General features: G+C 72.5%; 20 protein-coding genes. 11 read left to right on the top strand and 9 right to left on the bottom strand.

Annotation, left to right across the window (positions count from 1 at the left end; all coding sequences use genetic code 11):
- Window positions 1-458: 458 nt before the first annotated feature.
- From ACZ6IM_RS26635 to ACZ6IM_RS26615, 5 genes are all read left to right on the top strand, one after another.
- Complete coding sequence (locus ACZ6IM_RS26635) at window positions 459-1,184, top strand: TraR/DksA family transcriptional regulator (RefSeq protein ID WP_052841480.1); 726 nt, start codon at window positions 459-461, stop codon at window positions 1,182-1,184.
- A gap of 68 nt (window positions 1,185-1,252) precedes the next feature.
- Window positions 1,253-1,858 (top strand): signal peptidase II, encoded by a 606-nt coding sequence (gene lspA / locus ACZ6IM_RS26630; RefSeq protein ID WP_052841481.1) that lies wholly within the window; start codon window positions 1,253-1,255, stop codon window positions 1,856-1,858.
- Window positions 1,859-1,918: 60 nt separating this feature from the next.
- Window positions 1,919-2,863 carry an RluA family pseudouridine synthase gene (locus ACZ6IM_RS26625; protein ID WP_052841482.1) on the top strand — a complete coding sequence of 315 codons (945 nt, stop codon included), beginning with the start codon at window positions 1,919-1,921 and terminating at the stop codon, window positions 2,861-2,863.
- Complete coding sequence (locus ACZ6IM_RS26620; RefSeq protein WP_052841483.1) at window positions 2,860-3,348, top strand: GNAT family N-acetyltransferase; 489 nt, start codon at window positions 2,860-2,862, stop codon at window positions 3,346-3,348. Before ACZ6IM_RS26625 ends, ACZ6IM_RS26620 begins: the two co-directional genes overlap by 4 nt.
- An 88-nt stretch (window positions 3,349-3,436) precedes the next feature.
- Window positions 3,437-5,023 carry a Na+/H+ antiporter gene (locus tag ACZ6IM_RS26615; protein WP_052841606.1) on the top strand — a complete coding sequence of 529 codons (1,587 nt, stop codon included), beginning with the start codon at window positions 3,437-3,439 and terminating at the stop codon, window positions 5,021-5,023.
- 21 nt (window positions 5,024-5,044) lie between these two features.
- Here ACZ6IM_RS26615 and ACZ6IM_RS26610 read toward each other — a convergent pair whose 3' ends face one another.
- Window positions 5,045-6,193, bottom strand: coding sequence for a mechanosensitive ion channel family protein (locus ACZ6IM_RS26610; protein WP_052841484.1), 1,149 nt, complete (start codon window positions 6,191-6,193; stop codon window positions 5,045-5,047).
- A gap of 105 nt (window positions 6,194-6,298) precedes the next feature.
- On the opposite strand from ACZ6IM_RS26610, the gene ACZ6IM_RS26605 reads away from it, so the two are divergent.
- Entirely contained in the window at window positions 6,299-6,889 is a 591-nt protein-coding gene (locus tag ACZ6IM_RS26605) for a dienelactone hydrolase family protein (RefSeq protein ID WP_052841485.1), read from the top strand.
- A gap of 173 nt (window positions 6,890-7,062) precedes the next feature.
- Here ACZ6IM_RS26605 and ACZ6IM_RS26600 read toward each other — a convergent pair whose 3' ends face one another.
- The 3 genes from ACZ6IM_RS26600 to ACZ6IM_RS26590 all read right to left on the bottom strand — a co-directional run bounded on the left by ACZ6IM_RS26600 (window position 7,063) and on the right by ACZ6IM_RS26590 (window position 10,095).
- A complete protein-coding gene (locus ACZ6IM_RS26600) occupies window positions 7,063-7,863 on the bottom strand; it encodes a DsbA family protein (protein WP_052841486.1) in 801 nt (266 codons plus the stop codon).
- A gap of 100 nt (window positions 7,864-7,963) precedes the next feature.
- Window positions 7,964-8,674 (bottom strand): hypothetical protein, encoded by a 711-nt coding sequence (locus ACZ6IM_RS26595; protein WP_052841487.1) that lies wholly within the window; start codon window positions 8,672-8,674, stop codon window positions 7,964-7,966.
- Between the two features lie 80 nt (window positions 8,675-8,754).
- Window positions 8,755-10,095 carry a DUF2252 domain-containing protein gene (locus ACZ6IM_RS26590; protein WP_052841488.1) on the bottom strand — a complete coding sequence of 447 codons (1,341 nt, stop codon included), beginning with the start codon at window positions 10,093-10,095 and terminating at the stop codon, window positions 8,755-8,757.
- A 202-nt stretch (window positions 10,096-10,297) separates the two neighbouring features.
- Here ACZ6IM_RS26590 and dnaE point away from each other — a divergent pair, with 202 nt between their 5' ends.
- A complete protein-coding gene (gene dnaE, locus ACZ6IM_RS26585; RefSeq protein ID WP_052841489.1) occupies window positions 10,298-13,837 on the top strand; it encodes a DNA polymerase III subunit alpha in 3,540 nt (1,179 codons plus the stop codon).
- 57 nt (window positions 13,838-13,894) lie between these two features.
- Here the strand turns inward: dnaE and ACZ6IM_RS26580 are convergent, their stop codons facing one another.
- On the bottom strand, window positions 13,895-14,062 hold the full coding sequence (locus ACZ6IM_RS26580; protein ID WP_052841490.1) for a hypothetical protein: 168 nt from the start codon (window positions 14,060-14,062) through the stop codon (window positions 13,895-13,897).
- Between the two features lie 224 nt (window positions 14,063-14,286).
- Here ACZ6IM_RS26580 and ACZ6IM_RS26575 point away from each other — a divergent pair, with 224 nt between their 5' ends.
- From ACZ6IM_RS26575 to ACZ6IM_RS26560, 4 genes are all read left to right on the top strand, one after another.
- Window positions 14,287-15,501 carry an NYN domain-containing protein gene (locus tag ACZ6IM_RS26575; RefSeq protein WP_052841491.1) on the top strand — a complete coding sequence of 405 codons (1,215 nt, stop codon included), beginning with the start codon at window positions 14,287-14,289 and terminating at the stop codon, window positions 15,499-15,501.
- Window positions 15,502-15,668: 167 nt separating this feature from the next.
- The gene (locus ACZ6IM_RS26570) at window positions 15,669-16,643 is read left to right on the top strand and encodes an ABC transporter ATP-binding protein (RefSeq protein WP_052841492.1); all 975 of its coding nucleotides are present in this window, start codon (window positions 15,669-15,671) and stop codon (window positions 16,641-16,643) included.
- Window positions 16,644-16,750: 107 nt separating this feature from the next.
- On the top strand, window positions 16,751-17,575 hold the full coding sequence (locus ACZ6IM_RS26565; RefSeq protein ID WP_052841493.1) for an ABC transporter permease: 825 nt from the start codon (window positions 16,751-16,753) through the stop codon (window positions 17,573-17,575).
- A 34-nt stretch (window positions 17,576-17,609) separates the two neighbouring features.
- Window positions 17,610-18,326, top strand: a complete 717-nt coding sequence (locus tag ACZ6IM_RS26560; protein WP_469559650.1) for an AAA family ATPase — start codon at window positions 17,610-17,612, stop codon at window positions 18,324-18,326.
- A gap of 41 nt (window positions 18,327-18,367) precedes the next feature.
- On the opposite strand, the gene ybaK is transcribed toward ACZ6IM_RS26560, so the two are convergent.
- The 4 genes from ybaK to ACZ6IM_RS26540 all read right to left on the bottom strand — a co-directional run bounded on the left by ybaK (window position 18,368) and on the right by ACZ6IM_RS26540 (window position 22,921).
- Complete coding sequence (gene ybaK / locus ACZ6IM_RS26555) at window positions 18,368-18,880, bottom strand: Cys-tRNA(Pro) deacylase (protein ID WP_469559648.1); 513 nt, start codon at window positions 18,878-18,880, stop codon at window positions 18,368-18,370.
- 13 nt (window positions 18,881-18,893) lie between these two features.
- On the bottom strand, window positions 18,894-19,634 hold the full coding sequence (locus ACZ6IM_RS26550) for an LON peptidase substrate-binding domain-containing protein (protein ID WP_052841496.1): 741 nt from the start codon (window positions 19,632-19,634) through the stop codon (window positions 18,894-18,896).
- Between the two features lie 11 nt (window positions 19,635-19,645).
- Window positions 19,646-20,674: a hypothetical protein gene (locus ACZ6IM_RS26545; RefSeq protein ID WP_469559644.1), complete on the bottom strand. Its 1,029-nt coding sequence runs from the start codon at window positions 20,672-20,674 to the stop codon at window positions 19,646-19,648.
- Window positions 20,675-21,343: 669 nt separating this feature from the next.
- Window positions 21,344-22,921: an oxidoreductase gene (locus ACZ6IM_RS26540; RefSeq protein ID WP_469559641.1), complete on the bottom strand. Its 1,578-nt coding sequence runs from the start codon at window positions 22,919-22,921 to the stop codon at window positions 21,344-21,346.
- Window positions 22,922-22,946 lie beyond the last annotated feature (25 nt).

Raw genomic sequence — 22,946 nt, 5'->3', positions numbered from 1 at the left:
TGTGCTCCGGTGAGCCCCCTCATTGGGGTCGCGAGCCGGTTCTACTCGCCGCGACTGTCCTGCCACGGCTTTCTTCCGGCGGCTCCGGGGTGATCTTCACGTCGCGCTGACCCCCGGGCTCACACCGTCCCCGGGTCGCTCTGGGCTGCTGACGCCGCTACTCGTCCCCATCCACGCTTTTCGCTGCGCCCAGTGTACGGCGCCGCGCGGACAGCGGCCGACCGGTTTTGGAGTGACCCGAATGCCGCCGTCCCGGATCAGGGTCCCGGGTGGCCCGGCCGGGGGGCCGCGGGCGGATTACCGGGCGGGGAGCTGGGCACAACGCATGCATGCTCGCCGCGCGGCGCACGGTGGGCGGGCGAATCGGGCGGCGTGCCCCGTTGCCGCGAGGGCGGAGTCGATTTATCGTCCCAGCACGATTCGCGCGCAAGATCACAATATGTGAAGGGGCCGCGGCCATGGTGGCGAAGAAGAAGACGACGGCCGCGAAGCGGAGCGCCGCCGAGGAGGGCGCCGCGGAGCAGGACCCCGCGAAGAAGGCGGCGGCAGGAAAGAGCCCGGCGAAGAAGACCGCGGCGAAGGCCGTCGCGAAGAAGAGCACCGCGAAGAGCACGGCGCAGAAGAGCACGGCGAAGAGCACGGCGCAGAAGAGCACGGCCAAGAAAGTGGGCGCGGCCGAGGCCGCGGAGCAGACGGGAGCCACGACGGTGGTTGCGAAGAAGACTCCTGGCACGGCCACGGCGGCCAAGACCGCTGTTCCCAAGGCCCGCGGCACCGCCGCGGACCCCGGTGACCTCGCGGTCCGCCCCGGCGAGGAACCCTGGACCCCGCAGGAGGTCGAGGAGGCGCGCGGCGAGCTCCAGTCCGAGGCCGACCGGCTGCGTACCGAGATCGACTCCTCCGAGCGGTCGCTGCAGGGCATGATGCGGGACTCCGGCGACGGCGCGGGCGACGACGAGGCGGACACCGGCAGCAAGAACATCACGCGCGAGCACGAACTGGCGCTGGCCGCCACCGCGCGCGAGGTGCTCACCCAGACCGAGCGCGCCCTGGAACGCCTGGACGCGGGCACCTACGGCCTGTGCGAGAACTGCGGCAACCCGATCGGCAAGGCGCGGATGCAGGCCTTCCCGCGGGCCACCCTCTGCGTCGAGTGCAAGCAGAAGCAGGAGCGCCGGTACTGAGCCGCAGCCGGGACGGGAAGTGTGCCGTACCCTCGTGCTCAGTCAAGGACCTAGGCTGAGGGACTCACGTGGCAGAGGCGGAGCGCATCATCGGTACTCCGGACACCCCGGACGCGGCGGGCGACGGGCGGGAGCGGCCCGACGCCGAACAGGAGCACAAGCAGGAGCAGGCTCCTGAGCGCCCCCGGGGCAAGCGGCGGGTCGCCGTGCTGTTCGCGGTCGCCCTGTGCGCGTACCTGCTCGACCTGGGCAGCAAGATGCTGGTGGTCGCCAAGCTGGAGCACCATGAACCGATCGAGATCATCGGCGACTGGCTGCGGTTCGTCGCGATCCGCAACGCGGGCGCGGCCTTCGGCTTCGGCGAGGCCTTCACGATCATCTTCACGGTGATCGCCGCGGGCGTGATCGTGGTGATCGCCCGCCTCGCGCGCAAGCTGCACAGCCTGCCCTGGGCCATCGCGCTCGGCCTGCTGCTCGGCGGCGCCCTCGGCAACCTCACCGACCGGATCTTCCGCGCCCCCGGCGTCTTCGAGGGCGCGGTCGTGGACTTCATCGCGCCCAAGCACTTCGCCGTCTTCAACCTCGCCGACTCGGCGATCGTCTGCGGCGGCATCCTGATCGTGATCCTCTCCTTCCGGGGCCTGGACCCGGACGGGACCGTCCACAAGGACTGAGCGGGCACCGGGACTGAGCGCGCGTTCGGGAGTGTCCGGGCCGTCCGGCATACTCGACGGGTGAGCACGATTCCCGAGATCCGTACCCTGCCCGTGCCGGACGGCCTGGAGGGCGAGCGCGTCGACGCCGCCATCTCCCGCATGTTCGGCTTCTCCCGCACCAAGGCCGCCGAGCTGGCGGCGGCGGGGAAGGTGCAGGTCGACGGATCGGTGGTCGGCAAGTCCGAGCGGGTTCACGGCGGCGCCTGGCTCGAGGTCGAGATGCCGCAGGCGCCCGCGCCCGTGCAGGTGGTCGCCGAGCCGGTCGAGGGCATGGAGATCGTGCACGACGACGAGGACGTGGTCGTGATCGTCAAGCCCGTCGGCGTCGCCGCCCACCCGTCCCCGGGCTGGAACGGGCCGACGGTCATCGGCGGACTGGCCGCCGCCGGGTACCGCATCTCCACCTCCGGCGCCGCCGAGCGCCAGGGCATCGTGCACCGCCTCGACGTCGGCACCTCCGGCCTGATGGCGGTGGCCAAGTCGGAGCGCGCCTACACCTCGCTCAAGCGCCAGTTCAAGGAGCGCACGGTCGACAAGCGGTACCACACGCTCGTGCAGGGCCACCCCGACCCGACCAGCGGCACCATCGACGCCCCCATCGGCCGCCACCCGCAGCACGACTACAAGTGGGCCGTCACCGCCGAGGGCAAGCCCTCCGTCACGCACTACGACCTCATCGAGGCCTTCCGCGCCGCCTCCCTGCTCGACGTGAAGCTGGAGACCGGCCGCACCCACCAGATCCGCGTCCACATGGCCGCCCACCGCCACCCCTGCGTCGGCGACCTGACCTACGGCGCGGACCCCACCCTCGCCAAGCGGCTGCGCCTGACCCGCCAGTGGCTGCACGCCGTGCGGCTCGGCTTCGAGCACCCCGGCACCGGCGACTGGGTCGAGTACGCCAGCGACTACCCCGATGACCTCCAGCAGGCCCTGGACCTGGTCCGCGAGGAGACCTACGGATGAGCACCCCGAGCCCGGCCCCGGCCGCCTACGAGGTGCGTGTCGCCGAGGACCCCGCCGACCGCGAGGCCTGCTTCGCCGTCCGCAAGGACGTCTTCGTCGCCGAGCAGAAGGTCCCCGAGGACATCGAGTACGACGCCTACGACGCCGACGCCGTGCACGTCCTGGCCGTCCGGGAGGACGGCGTGCCGCTCGGTACCGGGCGGCTCCTGCACGGTGCGGCCGCCGCCGCGAAGAACGGCGACGGCGACCCGGCCGTGGGCTCCCTGGGCCGGCTCGCGGTGACCGCCGCGGCCCGCGGCCTGGGCGTCGGGGCCGCGCTGGTCCGGGCCGTCGAGGAGGCGGCACGCGCGCGTGGACTCACCGCCGTGGACCTGCACGCGCAGACCCACGCCCTGGGATTCTACGAACGTCTGGGGTACCAGGCCTACGGACCCGAGTTCCCGGACGCCGGGATTCCGCACCGCGCGATGCGGCGAGCCCTGTAGCCGGGGCGGCGAACGGGCTGGTGAGACCGGTCGCGTGGCACGCTTGAGGTCCGCCGTGTAACGCCGAGACCCCACCGGAGCGGTGACCGTGGATCAGCTGGCCCTGTTGTTCATGCTGTTGCTCGGGGCCCTGCTGAGCGTCCCGATCGGTGCCCGGCTCGGGCTGCCGGCGCCGGTGCTGATGACGCTCCTCGGGATCGTCCTGGCCCTGCTCGACTTCGTGCCCAACGTCGACATCCCGCCCGAACTGATCCTGCCCGCGCTGCTGCCGCCGCTGCTGTACGCCGCCGTGCGGCGCACCTCCTGGCGGCAGTTCGCGGCCAACAAGCGCCCGATCTTCCTGCTGGCAGTCGCGCTGGTCTTCGTCACCATGGTCTGCGTGGCCTCCGTGGCCCACGCGATCGTGCCGGGGCTGCCGCTCGCGGCCGCCTTCGCGCTGGGCGCGCTGGTGGCACCGCCCGACCCGGTCGCCGCGACCGCCGTCGCCGGCCAACTGGGGCTGCCGCGCCGCCTGGTGTCCATCCTGGAGGGCGAGGGACTCTTCAACGACGTGACGGCCATCGTCCTGTACCACGTGGCCATCGCCGCCGCGGTCGGCGGCTCCTTCTCGCCCTGGCGGGCCGGGTTCGACCTGGTGCTGTCCGCCGTCGTCGCCGTCGTGATCGGGCTCGCCCTGGGCTGGGGCTCCAACAAACTCATGGACGTGCTGGGCGACCCGACGCTGCAGATCGGCCTGACCCTGCTGGTGCCGTTCGTCAGCTACGTCGCCGCCGACGAACTGCACGGCTCGGGCGTGCTCGCCGTGCTCACCACCGCCATGTTCCTCGCCGAGTACGCCTCGGACGCCGACGACGTGATGACCCGGCTCGGCGGTCACACCGTCTGGGACGTGGTCGACACCCTGGTCACCGGAGTGGCCTTCGGACTGATCGGACTGGAACTGCACAACGCCGTCCGCACCGCCTCCGGCCGGTGGACGGAACTGCTCGGCTGGGCGGCGGCGATCCTCGGCGTCGTCGTCCTGGTCCGGCTGCTCTGGCTGCTGCCGGCCACCTGGCTGACCCAGCGGCTGCACGCCAGGCGCGACCAGGACGAGGACATCCCGACCAGCTGGCGGGAGACCGTCGTCATGTGGTGGGCGGGGATGCGGGGCGTGGCCTCGGTCGCGCTGGCCCTGGCGATCCCGCTGGAGACGGACGACGGGGCGGCCTTCCCGCACCGGGAGGAGATCGTCTTCATCGCGTTCGGGGTGATCATGGGCACGCTGCTGCTGCAGGGCCTGACACTGCCCTGGCTGGTGGGCCGGCTGGGGGTGCGGGCCGACACCGAGCGGGAGCAGGAGTTCGAGCGGGACCTGGCCCTGCGGGCCGCCAAAGCGGCCAAGCAGCGGCTCAAGGAGATCGAGGCGGTGGAGGAACTGCCGGAGGAGCTGTCCGAGCAGATGCTGCGGCGCGCCTTCGACATCGGCATACGGATCAGCCCGGACCTCGGCGACGAGGAGCGCCGGGAGGCACAGGAGCAGCGGGCCCGGCGGATCAAACGCGTGCGGCGCATCCAGGGCGAGATGCTCAGCGCCGCCCGGCACGAGGTGCTGGCCGCCCGCAGCGAACCCGGCGCCGACCCGGAGATCGTCGACCGGGTCCTGCGCCACCTGGACGTGCGCAGCCTGCGCTGAGCCGGGTGCGCGGCCCCGCGGTCACAGACTCTTGGTCGGGCGGCCCGGGAAGCGGCGGGAGTCCCCGTCGGCGGAGCGGCGGGGGTCCGCGTCCGGGGACCGGCGGGCGTGCGGGAAGCCCGTGCGGGGCGGGCGCAGGGCCGCGTCCGCCGTGTTGACCCGCGGCAGCGCGTAGGGGTGTTCGTCGGCGAGCCAGCGGATCATCCCCTCGCGGACCGCGACCCGCACCGTCCAGATGTCGTCGGCGTCCTTCGCCGTCACCAGGGCCCGCACCTCCATGGTGGTCGGCGTGGTGTCCGTGACGGTCAGGTTGTAGCTGCGCCCGTCCCAGGCCGGGCACTCGCGCAGCAGGTCGCGCAGCCGTTCCCGCATCGCGTCCAGCGGCGCCGAGTGGTCGAGGTGCCAGAACACGGTCCCGGTCATCTGCGGGGTGCCGCGCGACCAGTTCTCGAACGGCTTCGAGGTGAAGTACGACACCGGCATCGTGATCCGGCGCTCGTCCCAGGTGCGCACGGACAGGTACGTCAGCGTGATCTCCTCGACGGTGCCCCACTCGCCGTCCACCACGACCGTGTCGCCCATGCGCACCATGTCGCCGAAGGCGATCTGGAACCCGGCGAACAGGTTGCCCAGCGTGGACTGGGCCGCCACACCGGCGACGATGCCGATGATGCCGGCCGAGGCCAGCAGCGAGGCGCCCGCCGCCCGCATCGCGGGGAACGTCAGCAGCATCGACGAGACGGCGACCACGCCGACGATGGCCGTGACCACCCGCATGATCAGCGACACCTGGGTCCGCACCCGCCGGACCCGGGCGGGGTCCCGCTCGGCGTGGGCGTGCGCGTAACGGGAGTAGGACGTCTCGACGACCGCTGCGGCGATCCGGACCACCAGCCAGGCCGCCGAGCCGATCAGCGCCAGTGTCAGCGTCCGGCCGACCCCGGTCCGGTGCTCGGGGAACACCCCGGCCTCGACGTACGACCCTCTCAGCAGGGCCGCGCAGATCAGGATCTGGTAGGGCACGCGGGCGCGCCGCAGCAGCCCCCACAGCGGTGTCTCGGGGTGGCGTCCGTCGGCCTTGCGCAGCAACAGGTCGGTGGCCCAGCCGATGACCAGCGTCAGCAGGACGGAGCCGCCGACCACGATCAGCGGGCGGAGTATCGTCTCCATCCCTCGAACGTAACCGGCCGCACGGCGTCGTGAACCTGTGACCTGTGTCCCGTCCGGGGTATGGCTGTGGGCGGCCCTGTCACACCCGGCTGGCACCATGGCCTCATGAACATCGTGCTCTTTCACTCGACCCTCGGCCCGAGGCCCGCGGTGCGGCAGGCCGCCGACCGGCTGCGCGACGCCGGGCACCAGGTGTGGACCCCGGACCTCTTCGAGGGCCGGACCTTCGACTCGGTCGAGGAGGGCATGGCCCATCAGGACGGGATCGGCCGGGAGGAGCTGCTGAAGCGGGCCGTGCTGGCCGCCGCGCCCTACTCGGAGCGGGGGCTGGTGTACGCCGGGTTCTCGCTCGGCGCCTCCATCGCCCAGACCCTCGCCCTCGGTGACCACCGGGCGCGCGGACTGCTGCTCCTGCACGGCACCTCGGACCTCGCGCCCAACGCCTCGGTCGACGAGCTGCCGGTCCAGCTGCACGTGGCCGAGCCGGACCCGTTCGAGACGGACGACTGGCTCAGCGCCTGGTACCTCCAGATGGGCCGCATCGGCGCCGACGTCGAGGTGCACAGATATCCCGGGGCCGGTCACCTCTACACCGATCCGGAGCTGCCCGACTACGACGCCGAGGCGGCCGAGGCCACCTGGCGGGTGGCGCTCGGCTTCCTCGAGTCCCTCCGGGAGGCTCAGGCCGGGTCGTAGACGCGCTCGACCCGCTGCGCGTGCGGTAGGAGCGGGCCCGGGCGGACGGGGCGCCCGGACGGCACCGGCCGCCGCGGCCTCGACGACGGTGCGGCGGCTCGGGGTGCGGAGGCACACGCGCGAGTGGGTGAACTCGCGAGAGTCCGCCCACTCGTCAGACGACGATCACCGGGTCACTTGGTGACGCCCGCGTCCTTCAGCGCCTTCTGCCACGCGTCGGGCGTGCTCGGGGTCTCGATCACCTTGTCGTTGATCTTGATGGTCGGGGTCGACTGGACGCCCTCGGCCTTGTCGAAGGACTTGCTCATCCGCATCGCCCAGGCGTCGTAGGTGCCCTTCTCCACGGCGTCCTGGAACTTCTTGTTGTTCTTCAGCGCGTCGACCGTGTTCGCCACCTTGATCAGGTAGTCGTCCTTGGCGAACTCGTCGGTCGACTCCTCCGGGTGGTACTCGGTGGAGTACAGCGCGGTCTTGTAGTCGACGAACGCCTCGGGGCTGACGTTCAGCGCCGCGCCGAGCGCGCTCAGCGCGTTCTTCGAGCCCTCGCCGCCCAGATTGCCGTCGAGGAAGGTGCCGATCGTGAAGGACAGCTTGTAGTCGCCGTCCTCCATGCCCTTGTTGACGGTCTCGCCGATGCTCTGCTCCATCGCCGCGCAGCCCGGGCAGCGCGGGTCCTCGTAGAGGTGGATGACGTTGTCGGACTTCGACTCGCCCATGACGACGGTGGTGCCGTCCTTGCCGGAGGTGTTGGCCGGGGCCACCACCTTCGCCTCGGCGGCCTTGTCCCAGCCGCTCGGCTTGTTTCCCTGCACGACGGCGTAGCTGATGCCGCCGGCTATCGCCAGCACGCCGACGATGGAGGCGGCCACGATGACCTGCCGCCTGACCTTGTCGCGCTTGGCCTGACGCTCGCGCTCCTGGCGCAGGCGCTCACGGGCCGCCGTCTTCGCCGCCTGGCTGTTCCGCTTGCTCATGTTGGTGATCTCTCCGGGGACGCGCACACGGGGGTGTGCGGAAGTACGTACGGGGGACTGCCGTGCTCGGTGGTGCTCGTGCGACCCGGCCGGTGCCGGGTCAGACGAGGGCGACGACCGGGTACGGCGGTCCGCGACGTCCCAGGGAGTGGGTGAGGATCCGCTCGCGGGCGCCGGCGGTGCGGCGGGCCGGGGGAGCGGGGCGGCGCATCGCCGGGGCCCGGCGTACGCCCACGGCCGCGACGGCGAGCAGCAGCGGCCGGAAGGTGGTCGCGGCCACCGCGCCGAGCAGCTGGGCCAGCGCCCGTTCGCCGCGCCGCAGCCAGGCCGCCGCGAGCAGTCCGACGCCGACGTGCGCGCCCAGCAGCAGCCAGGCGGTGCCGGGGGCGGCCTGGGCCAGCACCGACGCCATCCGGTCGGTCTCGGCTCCGGTCACCCGGGTCAGCGGCGCGGTCACCCCGGCGTGGATGCCGGTGCCGTCGCCGCACAGCACGTCGAAGCCGACCGAGCGCAGCGGGCCCGCGACCGGGCCGCCCGCCCGGCCGTAGCAGACGTGCTGGCCGGTGGTGAAGACCGTGTCGGCGGCCAGCTCCAGCGGGATCAGCAGGGCGGCGATCCGCCCGAAGCCGCGCTCGCGCCGCCCGGCCAGGGCGTACGCGATCAGGAACACGGCGGCGGCCACCGCTGCCACCGTGGGCAGCGGCAGCGGAACCCCGGACAGCAGCACGTGCGACGCGGTGCTGAGGGTCACGGCGAGTGCCGTGAACAGCGCCGCGCGTACGGCTCTGAGCGGGGTTCCGGATATGTCCATAGCAGTAGAAGAGTGTGTCACGGGGTCCGGTAAGGGACCCCTAAAGGCTTCCTGTGAGAGTACCGACAGGCCCGGGCCCGCTACAGGCCCGGGATCCGGCCGTTGCGGAACAGGTCGACGAAGGTCTGGTGGTCGGCACGCGCGCGTGCGCCGTAGCGGTGTGCGAAGTCGACCAGCAGGGGCGCGAAGCCCTCCTCGTCGGCCGCGATCGCCGCGTCGATGGCCCGCTCGGTCGAGAACGGCACCAGGGACTCCCCGGACTGGTCGTCGGCCGCCGCGTGCATGGTCGCGGTGGCCCGGCCCAGGTCGGCGACGACCTCGGCGATCTCCTCCGGGTCGTCGATGTCGCCCCAGTCCAGGTCGACGGCGTACGGCGAGACCTCGGCGACCAGCTGGCCGGCGCCGTCCAGCTCGGTCCAGCCCAGCCACGGGTCGGCGTGCGCCTGGAGGGCGCGCTGGGAGATCACCGTGCGGTGGCCCTCGTGCTGGAAGTAGTCCCGGATGGACTGGTCGGTGATGTGCCGGGAGACGGCCGGGGTCTGGGCCTGCTTGATGTAGATCACGACGTCGTTCTCCAGGGCGTCGCTGTTGCCCTCCAGCAGGATGTTGTACGAGGGCAGGCCGGCCGAGCCGATGCCGATGCCCCGGCGGCCGACGACGTCCTTCACGCGGTAGGAGTCCGGGCGGGCCAGGGAGGACTCGGGGAGCGTCTCCAGGTACCCGTCGAAGGCCGCGAGCACCTTGTAGCGCGTGGCGGCGTCCAGCTCGATGGAACCGCCGCCGGGGGCGAAGCGGCGCTCGAAGTCACGGATCTCGGTCATCGAGTCCAGCAGCCCGAAGCGGGTCAGCGAGCGGGCCACCCGCAGCGCGCCCAGCAGCGGGCCCTCCGCGGTGTCCAGCGTGAACGGCGGCACCTCGTCGCTCTTGGCGCCGGTGGCCAGGGCGTGGATCCGCTCGCGGTACGCACCCGCGTAGACCCGGACCAGCTCGGTGATCTGCTCGTCGCTGAGCGCCTTGGCGTACCCGATCAGCGCCACGGAGGCGGCGAAGCGCTTGAGGTCCCAGGTGAAGGGGCCGACGTAGGCCTCGTCGAAGTCGTTGACGTTGAAGATCAGCCGGCCGGTGGAGTCCATGTACGTGCCGAAGTTCTCCGCGTGGAGGTCGCCGTGGATCCACACCCGGGAGGTCCGCTCGTCCAGGTAGGCGCCGCCCGGCTGATCACCGAACTCCGGATCCTCGGTCAAATCGCGGTAAAAGAGGCCGGCGGTGCCGCGGTAGAACGCGAAGGCGGAGGCCGCCATCTTCCGGAACTTCACGCGGAACGCCGCGGGATCCGCGGCCAGCAGCTGGCCGAAGGCGGTGTCGAAGACGGCGAGGATCTCCTCGCCGCGGTGCTCCTCGTTGAGCTGCGGGACCGACATGCCTGGTGCCTCCTGGTGCGGGTGGTGCCTCACGGATGGAGCGGATCTCCACTCGGGCCAACGTTCGAGCCGGAGCGGGAGTGCCCGCCCCAGAAGGTACGCGTGGTGGGCCTCGGAGTGTCAGTGGCGAGGCATAGACTTCGACGCTGACCCCCCGGACCGACCGCCGTCAGTCGTCCCCAGTTTTCCCAGGAGGCCGCACGTGTCCAAGCCGCCGTTCACGCACCTGCACGTCCACACCCAGTACTCGCTGCTGGACGGTGCCGCGCGGCTCAAGGACATGTTCGACGCCTGCAACGAGATGGGCATGACGCACATCGCCATGTCCGACCACGGCAACCTGCACGGGGCGTACGACTTCTTCCACTCCGCGAAGAAGGCCGGAGTCACCCCGATCATCGGGATCGAGGCGTATGTCGCCCCCGAGTCCCGGCGCAACAAGCGCAAGATCCAGTGGGGTCAGCCGCACCAGAAGCGGGACGACGTGTCCGGTTCCGGCGGCTACACCCACAAGACCATGTGGGCGACGAACAGCACGGGACTGCACAACCTCTTCCGCCTCTCCTCCGACGCGTACGCCGAGGGCTGGCTGCAGAAGTGGCCCCGGATGGACAAGGAGACCATCAGCCAGTGGTCCGAGGGCATCGTCGCCTCCACCGGCTGCCCCTCCGGCGAGGTGCAGACCCGGCTGCGCCTGGGCCACTTCGACGAGGCCCTGAAGGCCGCCGCCGACTACCAGGACATCTTCGGCAAGGACCGCTACTTCCTGGAGCTGATGGACCACGGCATCGAGATCGAGCACCGGGTCCGCGACGGACTCCTGGAGATCGGCAAGAAGCTCGGCATCCCGCCGCTGGTCACCAACGACTCGCACTACACCTACGCGCACGAGGCGACCGCCCACGACGCGCTGCTGTGCATCCAGACCGGCAAGAACCTCTCCGATCCGGACCGCTTCCGCTTCGACGGCACCGGCTACTACCTGAAGTCGACGGACGAGATGTACGCCATCGACTCCTCCGACGCCTGGCAGGAGGGCTGCGCCAACACGCGCCTGATCGCCGAGATGATCGACACGACCGGCATGTTCGAGAAGCGCGACCTCATGCCGAAGTTCGACATCCCCGAGGGCTACACCGAGATCACCTGGTTCCAGGAGGAGGTGCGCCGCGGCATGGCGCGCCGCTTCCCCGGCGGCGTCCCCGAGGACCGCCAGAAGCAGGCCGAGTACGAGATGGACGTCATCATCCAGATGGGGTTCCCGGGCTACTTCCTCGTGGTCGCCGACTTCATCATGTGGGCCAAGAACCAGGGCATCGCGGTCGGCCCCGGCCGAGGCTCGGCGGCCGGTTCGATCGTGGCGTACGCGATGGGCATCACCGACCTCGACCCGATCCCGCACGGCCTGATCTTCGAGCGGTTCCTCAACCCCGAGCGCGTCTCCATGCCCGACGTCGACATCGACTTCGACGAGCGCAGGCGTGTCGAGGTGATCAGGTACGTGACCGAGAAGTACGGCGCCGACAAGGTCGCCATGATCGGCACGTACGGCAAGATCAAGGCGAAGAACGCCATCAAGGACTCCGCGCGCGTGCTGGGCTATCCGTACGCGATGGGCGACCGGCTCACCAAGGCCATGCCCGCCGACGTCCTCGGCAAGGGCATCGACCTCAACGGCATCACGGACCCGACGCACCCGCGCTACAGCGAGGCCGGCGAGATCCGCTCGATGTACGAGAACGAGCCGGACGTGAAGAAGGTCATCGACACCGCCAAGGGCGTCGAGGGCCTGGTGAGGCAGATGGGCGTGCACGCGGCCGGCGTGATCATGTCCAGCGAGCCCATCGTCGACCACGCCCCGATCTGGGTGCGGCACACCGACGGCGTGACCATCACGCAGTGGGACTACCCGCAGTGCGAGTCGCTCGGCCTGCTGAAGATGGACTTCCTCGGCCTGCGCAACCTCACGATCATGGACGACGCCGTCAAGATGGTGAAGTCCAACAAGGGCATCGACCTCGACCTGCTGTCGCTGCCGCTGGACGACCCCAAGACCTTCGAACTGCTGCAACGCGGCGACACGCTCGGCGTCTTCCAGTTCGACGGCGGTCCGATGCGCTCCCTGCTGCGGCTGATGAAGCCCGACAACTTCGAAGACATCTCCGCCGTCTCCGCGCTCTACCGTCCCGGCCCCATGGGCATGGACTCGCACACTAACTACGCGCTGCGCAAGAACGGCCTCCAGGAGATCACGCCGATCCACAAGGAGCTGGAGGAGCCCCTCCAGGAGGTCCTCGCGGTCACCTACGGCCTGATCGTCTACCAGGAGCAGGTGCAGAAGGCCGCCCAGATCATCGCGGGCTACTCGCTCGGCGAGGCCGACATCCTGCGCCGCGTGATGGGCAAGAAGAAGCCGGACGAACTGGCGAAGAACTTCGTCCTCTTCCAGGCCGGAGCCAGGAAGAACGGCTACAGCGACGAGGCCATCCAGGCCCTGTGGGACGTGCTGGTCCCCTTCGCCGGCTACGCCTTCAACAAGGCGCACTCGGCCGCGTACGGGCTGGTCTCCTACTGGACCGGCTACCTGAAGGCGAACTACCCGGCCGAGTACATGGCCGCCCTGCTCACCTCGGTCAAGGACGACAAGGACAAGTCGGCCGTCTACCTGAACGAGTGCCGCCGCATGGGCATCAAGGTGCTGCCGCCCAACGTCAACGAGTCCATGGCGAACTTCGCCGCGCAGGGCGACGACGTGATCCTCTTCGGCCTCTCCGCCGTGCGCAACGTCGGCACCAACGTCGTCGAGTCGATCATCAAGTGCCGCAAGGCCAAGGGGAAGTACGCGTCCTTCCCCGACTACCTGGACAAGGTGGAGGCGGTCGTCTGCAACAAGCGGACGACGGAGTCGCTGATCAAGGCCGGCGCCTTCGACGAGATGGGGCACACCCGCAAGGGCCTCACCGCGCAGTACGAGCCGATGATCGACAACGTGGTCGCGGTCAAGCGCAAGGAGGCCGAGGGCCAGTTCGACCTCTTCGGCGGCATGGGCGACGAGCAGAACGACGAGCCCGGCTTCGGACTCGACGTCGTCTTCGGCGAGGACGAGTGGGACAAGACCTACCTCCTCGCCCAGGAGCGGGAGATGCTCGGCCTCTACGTCTCCGACCACCCGCTCTTCGGCCTGGAGCACGTGCTGTCCGACAAGGCGGACGCGGGCATCTCCCAGCTCACCGGCGGTGACTTCGGCGACGGCGCGGTCGTCACCATCGGCGGCATCATCTCCGGTCTCCAGCGCAAGATGACCAAGCAGGGCAACGCCTGGGCCATCGCCACCGTCGAGGACCTCGCCGGCTCGCTGGAGTGCATGTTCTTCCCGGCGACGTACCAGCTGGTGTCCACCCAACTGGTCGAGGACGCCGTGGTGTTCGTCAAGGGACGCCTCGACAAGCGGGAGGACGTGCCCCGGCTGGTCGCGATGGAGCTGATGGTTCCCGACCTGTCCAACGCGGGCACCAACGCGCCCGTCGTCCTCACCATCCCGGCGACCCGCGTCACCCCGCCGATGGTCAGCAGGCTCGGGGAGATCCTCACCCACCACCGCGGCGACAGCGAGGTGCGGATCAAGCTCCAGGGGCCGACGAAGACGACGGTGCTGCGCCTGGACCGGCACCGGGTGAAGCCCGATCCGGCGCTGTTCGGCGACCTGAAGGTGCTGCTCGGACCGTCCTGCCTGGCGGGCTGAGCGGAGAAACGAGCGAGGGGCGCCCCCGGTTGCCGGGTGCGCCCCTCGTCGTGGACGTCAGTTGTGGCCGAAGCGCTTCTGCCGCTTGCGGGACGCCGCGTCACCGGGCGTCGTCAGCTGCGGGGAGTGCTGCTCCTCGCGGTCCAGTACGGCCGACTCGGCGGCCTGCGGGGAGCGCTCGGCCTGGGGCTGCTTACGATCACGGTTGTTCTTGTTCTTGGCCATGGTGATCTACCTCCTGAGGGGGATCTAGGGGCCAGGGCCGGAACCAGATTCACATAGCCCAACAAAGAACGCATATCGGGCAATTACCGTCCGTGACGCGGCTCGACGGAGCGCGGGGCGCCGAAACGCCACGCCGAAGATCGAGTTCGGGCCGTTAACCTCCGCGCGGTCGGGCAGACTCGAAGCAAGCCCGAAGCAAACCTCCCGGAAAGAGGGTGGATCGCGTGGACCGCTGCATCGTCCTGGTGGACGCCGGGTATCTGCTGGGGGCCGCCGCGAGTCTCCTGGCGGGAGAGCCCTCGCGCTCGCGCATCACCGTCGACCACGCCGCCCTCATCCAGGGGTTGCGCGACCGCGCCGAGTCCGACACGCAGCAGCCCCTGCTGCGCATCTACTGGTTCGACGGTGCCCCCGACCGCGTCCCGCAGCCCGAACACCGGCGGCTGCGCGTGATGCCCCGGGTCACCGTCCGGCTCGGTGCCCTCACCCGCAGTGACGGCCGCTGGGCGCAGAAGGGCGTGGACGCCGCCATGCACGCCGAGCTGACCGAGCTGGCCCGCAACCGCGCCTGCTCCGACGTCGTCCTGGTCACCGGCGACGGCGACCTGCTGCCCGGCATGATGGCCGCCAAGGAGCACGGCGTCGCCGTCCACCTGTGGGCCGTTCAGGCCGCCGACGGCGACTACAACCAGTCCGAGGACCTGGTCGCCGAGGCCGACGAACGCCGCGTCCTGGACCGTACGTGGATCACGAAGGCCGTACGCGCCAAGGAGCTGGGCGGCATCTGCGCGCCGCCGCCCGTGCCCCGCCCCGAGATCGCCGCGATCCTCTCCGCGCCGCTGCCCGAGTCCGCCCTCTCCGCCGCCCAGCGGCCCGCCGAGACGCCCGAGCACCCCACCACGTCCGCCGCGGGGCAGGGCGGCACCACCGACGAGCGGGTGCCGCCCGCCAAGGGCGTCCCCACCCCCAAGGACCTCGCCGCCCTGCGCGCCCCCGGCCCCCACCCCGCCCCGCAGCCGGCCAACGCCACCCTGCGCTGGTCCTCCGACAAGGGCTGGGTCGACCGGCCCGCGGCCGAGCCGTCCGAGGCCGCCTCGCTGCCGACGCTGGCCCAGCTCACCACGGCCGAGCAGCGCTGGGCCGACCGCGAGGAGGACATCACCACGGTCGGCGGCGACCCGTACGAGGTGGGACAGGTCTTCGCCCGGCGCTGGCTCGAACGCCTCGGCGACCACGGCCACCTGCAGAAACTGTCCGGTATGTACCCGCGCATCCCGCACCGCGTCGACGGGGAGCTGCTGCGCTACGCGGCCCGCTTCGGGCTGCTCGCCCACAAGGACGACCAGATCGACGAGCACGACCGGTACGCCATCCGGGCCGGTTTCTGGCGCGAGATCGACGTGCGCACGGCGACCGAACGCACTCCCGCCGCCGAGTGAGACGCCCCGGCGCTCCCCGGCGAGACCGGGTGCTCCCCGGCCGGACCGACACCTGCTGAATCGACACTTATGGGCGGACCCGGGAGCGGGTCGGGGGGACCGACCCCGTAGTCTCCTCCCTTGTGAGTACGCGCGCGGCACAGGCACCTGGACCCGGTGGCGATGCCGTGTGCGTGGTGCGCGCACTGACCAAGACCTATCCGGCCCTGCGGGGCAGGCGCGGCGTACCCGCCACTCCCGAGGTGCGGGCCACCGACGACGTCACCCTGGACATCCGCCGCGGTGAGATCTTCGGCCTGCTCGGACCCAACGGCGCCGGCAAGTCCACCCTGGTGCGCCAGCTCACCGGGCTGATGCGGCCCGACAGCGGCAGCGTGGAGATCCTCGGCCACGACATCGTGCGCCACCCCGAGCGGGCCGCCCGGATCCTCGCCTACCTGGGACAGGAGTCCAGCGCCCTGGACGAGCTGACCGTGTCGCTCGCCGCCGAGACCACCGGGCGGCTGCGCGGCCTGGAGGTGCGCCGGGCGCGCGCCGAGCGGGACGCCGTGCTCGAGGAGCTGGGCCTGACCGGCCTCGCCGCCCGCCCGATCAAGAAGCTCTCCGGCGGTCAGCGCCGCCTGGCCTGCTTCGCCGCCGCACTGGTGGGGGAGCGGCCACTGCTCGTGCTGGACGAGCCCACCACCGGCATGGACCCGGTGGCCCGGCGCGCGGTGTGGTCGGCCGTCGACCGGCGGCGCGCCGAACACGGCGCCACCGTGCTGCTCGTCACCCACAACGTCATCGAGGCCGAGACCGTGCTGGACCGGGTCGCCGTCCTCGACCGGGGACGCGTCATCGCCTGCGACACGCCCTCGGGGCTCAAGGAGAAGGTCGCCGGAGAGGTCCGCGTCGACCTGGTGTGGCGCGAGAGCGCGCCGCTGAACGTCCCGGAGGTCGCCGCCCTGCGCGACCGCGTCGTCGAGTCGGGGCGCCGCTGGACCCTGCGGCTCGCCCCCGAGGAGGCCCGCGCGGTCGTCGCCACCGTCACCGGCGGCGCCGCCTTCGCCGCCCTGGACGACTTCACCCTGGCCACGCCCAGCCTGGAGGACGTGTACCTGGCGCTGGGTGGCGCCGCGCGACAGGGGCTGGTGAGGGCGTGAGCACGCGAGCGGTGAGAACACCGGCCGCCGCATCCGTACCCGTCGGGGCGACCGTCCCGGCCGGGGCGACCGCTTCGAACGACCCGAGCGAAGGGGAGCTGCGCGACGTGAGTGTCGTACCCGCCGATGCCCTGCGGGGTGCCGCCCCGGCAGCCGAGGGGCGGCGTGTGGCCGGCCCGGCCGAGCTGGGGCCCAGGGCACGGCTGTGGCCCTCCTTGGTGGCCGTGTACCGGGCGCAGCTGTCCCGGGCACGGGTCGCGCGCATCCCGCTGCTGTTCGTGGCGACCTTCCAGTCGGTCGGCATCATGATCCTGATGCGCGGCGTCGTGGACGGCGGCGGCGAGGCACGGGCCGTGGTCGCCGGGTCCGCGGTGCTCGTCGTGGCCTTCGTCGCGCTGAACCTCCTCGCCCAGTACTTCGGCCAGCTGCGCGCCAGCGGCGGCCTCGACCACTACGCGACCCTGCCGGTGCCGCCCGCCGCGGTGGTGCTGGGCGCGGCGGGCGCCTACGCGTCCTTCACCGTGCCGGGGACCGTGGTGACGGCGGTGTTCGGGTGCCTGCTGTTCGGGCTGCCCATGACCCACCTGTGGGTGCTGGTGGCCGTGATCCCGCTCGCGGGCGCCGCCCTCGCCGGACTGGGCGCGGCGCTGGGCCTGCTCGCCCCCCGGCCCGAGTTCGCCACGCTCCTCGGCCAGCTCGGCATGTCGGCGGCCCTGCTCCTCGGCGTGCTGCCGCCCGAGCGGATGCCGCAGGTGGTCCGCCTGGCCCGGGACCTGCTGCCCTCCACCTACGGCGTGGAGGCCTTCGCGCGCACCTTCGGCGAGCGGCCCGACTGGGGCTTCGTCCTCGGCGACCTCGCGGTGTGCGCCGCGGTCGGGGTGATCTCGCTGGCGGTGGCGACCTGGGCGTACCGCCGGGCCGCCGTCCGGTGACGCGCCGCACAGGCGGGTTTGGCACGATGGCACGGTGACCGCACCCTTGACTCCGCCACCGCCGCCGAACGAACGCCCGTCGTACCAGGGCGGGCCGGTGCCGCAGCCCGTCGGCGCACACGCGGTGGGAGCCGCGCCCGGCGGTTCCCACGACCCTTACGGCCCGCACGGCGAACAGGACGGCCCCGGGATGCTGACCGAAGTGCGACAGGCCGCCGTGACCGCGGTGGCGGTCGCGCTCTCCGGTGCGCTGCTGGGCGTGCTGTGGTGGAAGCTGGCACCGAGCGTGCCGCTGGTGGGAGAGGTGGTCAACGACAGCTGGGTCGTCTACCTCAAGGACTCCGAGGGCGAGCAGGCGATCGGCGTCGACGGAACGTTCACGCTGCTCGCGCTGGCGTTCGGGGCGCTCAGCGCGGTCGTGGTCTTCCTGCTGCGGCGGCGCGGGGGCGTGCCGCTGGTGGTGGCCCTCGGCGTCGGCGGGCTGCTCGGCTCGCTGCTGGCCTGGCGGCTCGGGGTCTGGCTCGGGCCGACGCAGGACGTGATCGCGCACGCCAAGGACGTGGGCAAAGGGGTGACGTTCTCCGCCCCGCTCAAGCTGGGCGCCAAGGGGGCGCTGCTGGCCTGGTCGCTCGCGGCGCTGGTGGTCCACCTGGGGCTGACCGGCCTGTTCGGGCCCCGTGACCCGGAGCCCGCCCCCTGGCCGGCGCCGGGGCAGTACCCGTCGGCGCCGCACGGGGACAAGTCGGCCTAGGGCCTGTCCGGCCGGCCGATGACAGGGGGCCTGTCGAGAGGTCAGGCGCGGCCGACCGGGGCCAGGACCGCGTCCGTGAGCCTGGCCAGGTCGCCGGGGGACAGCTCGACCTCCAGGCCGCGGCGGCCCGCCGAGACACAGATCGTGGCGTGCTCCGCGGCCGACGCGTCCAGGACCGTCGCCAGCCGCTTGCGCTGGCCCAGCGGGGAGATGCCGCCGCGCACATACCCCGTGGTCCGCTCGGCCAGCGCCGGGTCGGCCATCACCGCGCGCTTGCCGCCCACCGCGGCCGCCAGCGCCTTGAGGTCCAGCTGGCCCGCCACCGGCACCACCGCGACCGTCAGGGCGCCGTCGACGTCCGCCACCAGTGTCTTGAACACCCGCTCCGGCGAGACGCCCATCGCCTCGGCCGCCTCCTCGCCGTACGACGGGTGGGCGGGGTCGTGCTCGTAGGCGTGGACCGTGTACGTCACTCCGGCCGCCGTGAGCGCCACCGTCGCGGGCGTGCCGCCCGGCTGCTGCTTCTTCGCCTTGCTCGGCTTGTTCTTCGCCATGCGGGCCAGTACCTCAGTTGAGACTCGTCGGGGAGCGCGTCAGTTCCGACGCCGGCAGGGACGGCAGCGTACGGATGATGGAGGTCTCCGAGCGAAGGAGTTTCAGCTCGTCCCGCAGCCGCGACGCGGTGTCCGGGGCCTGGAGCAGGCGCTGCTTCGTGGGCGTGTCCAGCATCATCGCGGCGGCGACCAGGTAGGAGACCACACCCGGTTCGTCCGGCAGGTCGGCGCCGGTCGCCAGCGACCGCTCGCGCGCCCCGGCCAGCCGCTTCTGGTACTGCCGGAAGGAGCGCAGCACCCCCTCCGCCAGGGCGCCCGCCTCGTCGCCGGGCTCCTCGGGCAGCGGATCCAGCTCGGCCGTCAGGAACGGCCCCGAGGCCTCCACCGAGAGCAGCCGCATCCGGGTCGTGCCGGTCGCCAGCACCTCGAAGGTGCCGTCGGCCCGCTCGCGGATCGTCGCCGCGTCGGCGACGCAGCCCACCTTGTGGAACGCCTTGAGCGGGTCGGTCCCGAAGCCGGCCGCCGGCCCGCGTTCGAGGGTGGCCGTGGGGTCGGGCAGGCCGGGGGCGGTCTGGGCCACCTCGTGGCCGTCGCGGATCGCCACGACGGCGAACCGGCGTGGTTCGTCCTCGGAAGTCTTCAGCAACTCGCGCATCATGGCGCGATAGCGCTCCTCGAAGATGTTGAGCGGGAGCACCAGCCCCGGGAACAGGACCGAGTTCAGGGGGAAGAGGGGGAGCCGGACGGTGGTCACGACGCAGAAGCCTAATGGTCGCCGGGGCGGACGCGACCGCCGTGCCCACTTCGCGGCTGTCCCGGGCCCGCCGTACCGGGCGTGGCGGCCGCTCCGCCCAGGCGGGCACGGACCTCCGCGCGCACCCGCAGGAAGCCGCCGAGCGGGTCGTCCGAGTCCCGGTCCCACGGGAAGGACGTGACGTACGGGCCGGTCAGCCGCAGCTGCTCGGCCGCGTCCCGGTGGCGGTCCAGGCGTACGAGGGTGTGGGCGAGCAGGTTCCGCAGCTCCGCCGCCCAGGGATCGGCCGCGGGGTGGGCGGCGGAGAGGGCGATCGCGCGGTCCGCGGCCGCGTCCAGGCGAGGGCGGTGGGCGCGTACGGCGGTGGGCGTCGGGCAGGTCAGGGCCGCGTGCAGCGGCAGGGCCCGTACGAGCGCGTCCTTGGGGGCGTCCTGAGCGGCCGTCTCCGCGAAGTCCAGGCACTCGCCCTGGGCGTCCGGCGAGGCGGCGGCCAGGTACTCCAGGGCGGCGACATGGCTGCCGTAGTGGTGCGGGGAGCGCCGGACCGCCTGCTCCCACAGGCGCTCGAACTCGGCGTGCCCGGCACGCGCGCCCCGCGCGGCGTCCAGCGCGGTCCGCCACGGCACCGGGTCGTCGGGACCGGCGGCGTCGGCGGCGGCGACGACCGTGGGGAGCACCTGGCGCAGCAGTTCGGCGCGGGCCGGCGAGTCGTAGTGACGGTGGACCGTCAGACGGGCCGCGACCAGCAGGGCGTCGGGGTCGTCCGGGGCGGCGGCGCGCCAGGTGTCGAGCCAACCGGAGCGGGAGCGGGCGAAGGCGGCGAGCCGGGTCGCGTAACGGTCGCGGTGGTCCCATTCGGCGTTCTCGCGGGTACCGGCGAGGAGGCCGGCCGCGGGGCCGTGCTCGCCCCGGGCCGCGGCGACTAGGGCGGGGGCGAGGCGGTCGTCGGGGGCGTCGAGGAGCACGTCGTCGTCGGGGGCAGGTCGCGGTGACCGGGACCGGGCCCGGGCAGCCGCGGTCCGCAGGAACGCGCGCAGCATGCCAGTACGACGGCCGAGGGTTCGGGATGGTTGTGCGGCCCCGGCTCCGCCTTCGGCCGATCGTGGATTCCGGCCCGGACCGCTCCGCGCGGCCCGCGTCGCCGGGTGCGGGCGGCCGTCGCGGGACCTCCCGCCGTCGGCGGCTTTCCGGCGGCGGGCTGAGGGGGCGCCCGAGAACTGTGCCGAGCACTCCGTGCATGGTGGCCCGGCGCCGCGGCGGGGCCGGGGACGAGCCTCCGGGTGGCCCCGGAGCGGGGCGGGGGGTACGGAGTCGGGTCGCCCTCCTGGAGCCCGGGTCCGGTCTTCCGGTGGCGGTCTCCGGGCCGGTAAGGGCGTGGGACGGGTCTTCGGGGACCGGGGAGTGAGCCTGGCGGGCGTGGGACGGGCCTTCAAGGCTGGGGTCCCGAGCCTGGCGGGGCGCAGGCAGGCGTTCCCGCCCGGAGTCCGGGCCTGTCCGGTGTGGGTTTCGGGCCGTTCCGGCCGGGCGCCGAGCCGTACCGGGCTCCGGGGCTCGCACCGTCGGTGGGGCGGCCCCGGGCGGAGCGGGCGAGTCTCCCCGGGAGCCGGGAGCCGGGAGCCGGGAGCCGGGAGCCGGGAGCCGGGAGCCGGGAGCCGGGAGCCGGGAGCCCGGCCTGCGATGGGGGCGAGCCGGGGGTCCGCCCGGCCGGGTCAGTTGCGGCGGAGCAGGCGGGTGGCGCCCGCTGCCACTGTGGTCGCCAGGACCCAGCCCAGCAGGACCAGGGCCGTCGACAGCCACTGCCAGCCGTCGTGGAGCTGCCAGAAGCCCGCCTGGCCCAGGTCGATCACCGGGAGGAGGAGGTCGAGGGCGAAGAGGGCGGGATTCCAGTCCGGGTGTTCGCCGCTCTTGAGCGGAGGCGGCTCCGCTCGGGCGAAGGCGAGGGAGCCTGCCGCCCACAGCACCGCCATCCAGACCGCGGCCCGGCCCGGCCGGTAGCCGTAGGCGACCGTCCAGTCCTGCGCGTAGCCCACCAGCTTCGCGGCGACCGGCAGGCTCTCGCGACGCCTGCGGTGCTTGGCGAGCAGCACCTCGCGGGCGTCCTCGTCCTCGCCGCCCGCCCGCAGCACGGCGGCGAGGCGCTCGTACGGCTCCGGGTGGTACTCGGCGGTCGCGGCGCCCACCCAGCGCAGCCGCTTCTCCAGCGGGAACGGCCCGCGCGGCACCAGGTTCTCGTAGGCGAAGCCGCCCATGTGCAGCCGGCCGGGGCCCGGCCAGCTGTCCGCCCGGTCCATCAGGTTGACCACCCGCGCCCCCGACAGCACCACCCGCCCGCGCGCCGGACGCTCGCCCAGGAAGCGCAGCTCGGGCGTCTGCACCCGGCGCAGCGACAGCTCCTGGTCGTCGGTGAAGGTGAACCGGGCGTGCTCCAGGTCCAGCGCGTCGCCGAACCGCCCGTCGTCGAGCCGCACCCCGCCCTCGCACTCGAAGCGCTGGATGCGGGTGCCCTGCGCGGGGGTGGTGCCGCGCAGCAGCGGGCTGCCCAGGCCCGCCGGGGTCAGGTACAGCGTGCGTTCCACCGTCAGCTGCGGAGCGTTCAGCGCGTGCCGCGTGTACGGGTTGAGGAGCCGGGCGCCGCGCAGGCTGAGCGAGACGCCCACCTGGGCGCTGCGCAGACTCACCTCGCCGTGCGACTCCAGCATCTCGGCCTGGAGGTCCTGCCCGACCGTCATGCCGTCCGCGGCGATGGAACGCCCGCTGCGGTCCCGGTGCACGATCGCCTGGTTGAGCAGCAGGTCGGTGCCTATCTGCGCGTCGGTGAGCCGGATGCCGCCCGGGAAGCGGGAGCGCGGCAGATGCAGGTCGCCCTCGGTGTGCAGCCGGGCCGCCTCCAGGCGCGGCACCGCGCAGTCCACCAGCCGCACCGTCGTGAACCGGGTCTCCGGCAGCAGCACCTCCCGCTCGAAGCGGCAGCGCCGCAGCTCGACGTAGGGCACCACCGTGCCGCCCGCCAGGTCCATCGTGTCGCTGATCCGCACGCCCACCAGCTGCAGCGAGGACACCCGGCCCGCGAGCGCCGGCGGACCGTCGAGAAGCAGCCAGCACACGACGCGGGCCCGCACCGTCCGCTCCGGCCCCCACGGACGCCCGCCGTGCGGGTCGTCGACGAGCGGGTCGCCGCTGCTCAGGTCGTACACGGTGCCGTTGCGGAACGCCTGCCACATGCCGGCCTCGGCCATGGTCAGGTCGTCCGGCAGCTCTCCGTCACGATGGCCTGCCCCCTCCGTCATGGTGCTTCACTCCCTCCCCACCTAC

The sequence above is a fragment of the Streptomyces sp. NPDC042336 genome (assembly GCF_055581985.1).
Note: the sequence above shows the minus strand (reverse complement) of the source record. Positions and strands in the feature narration are given on the sequence as shown.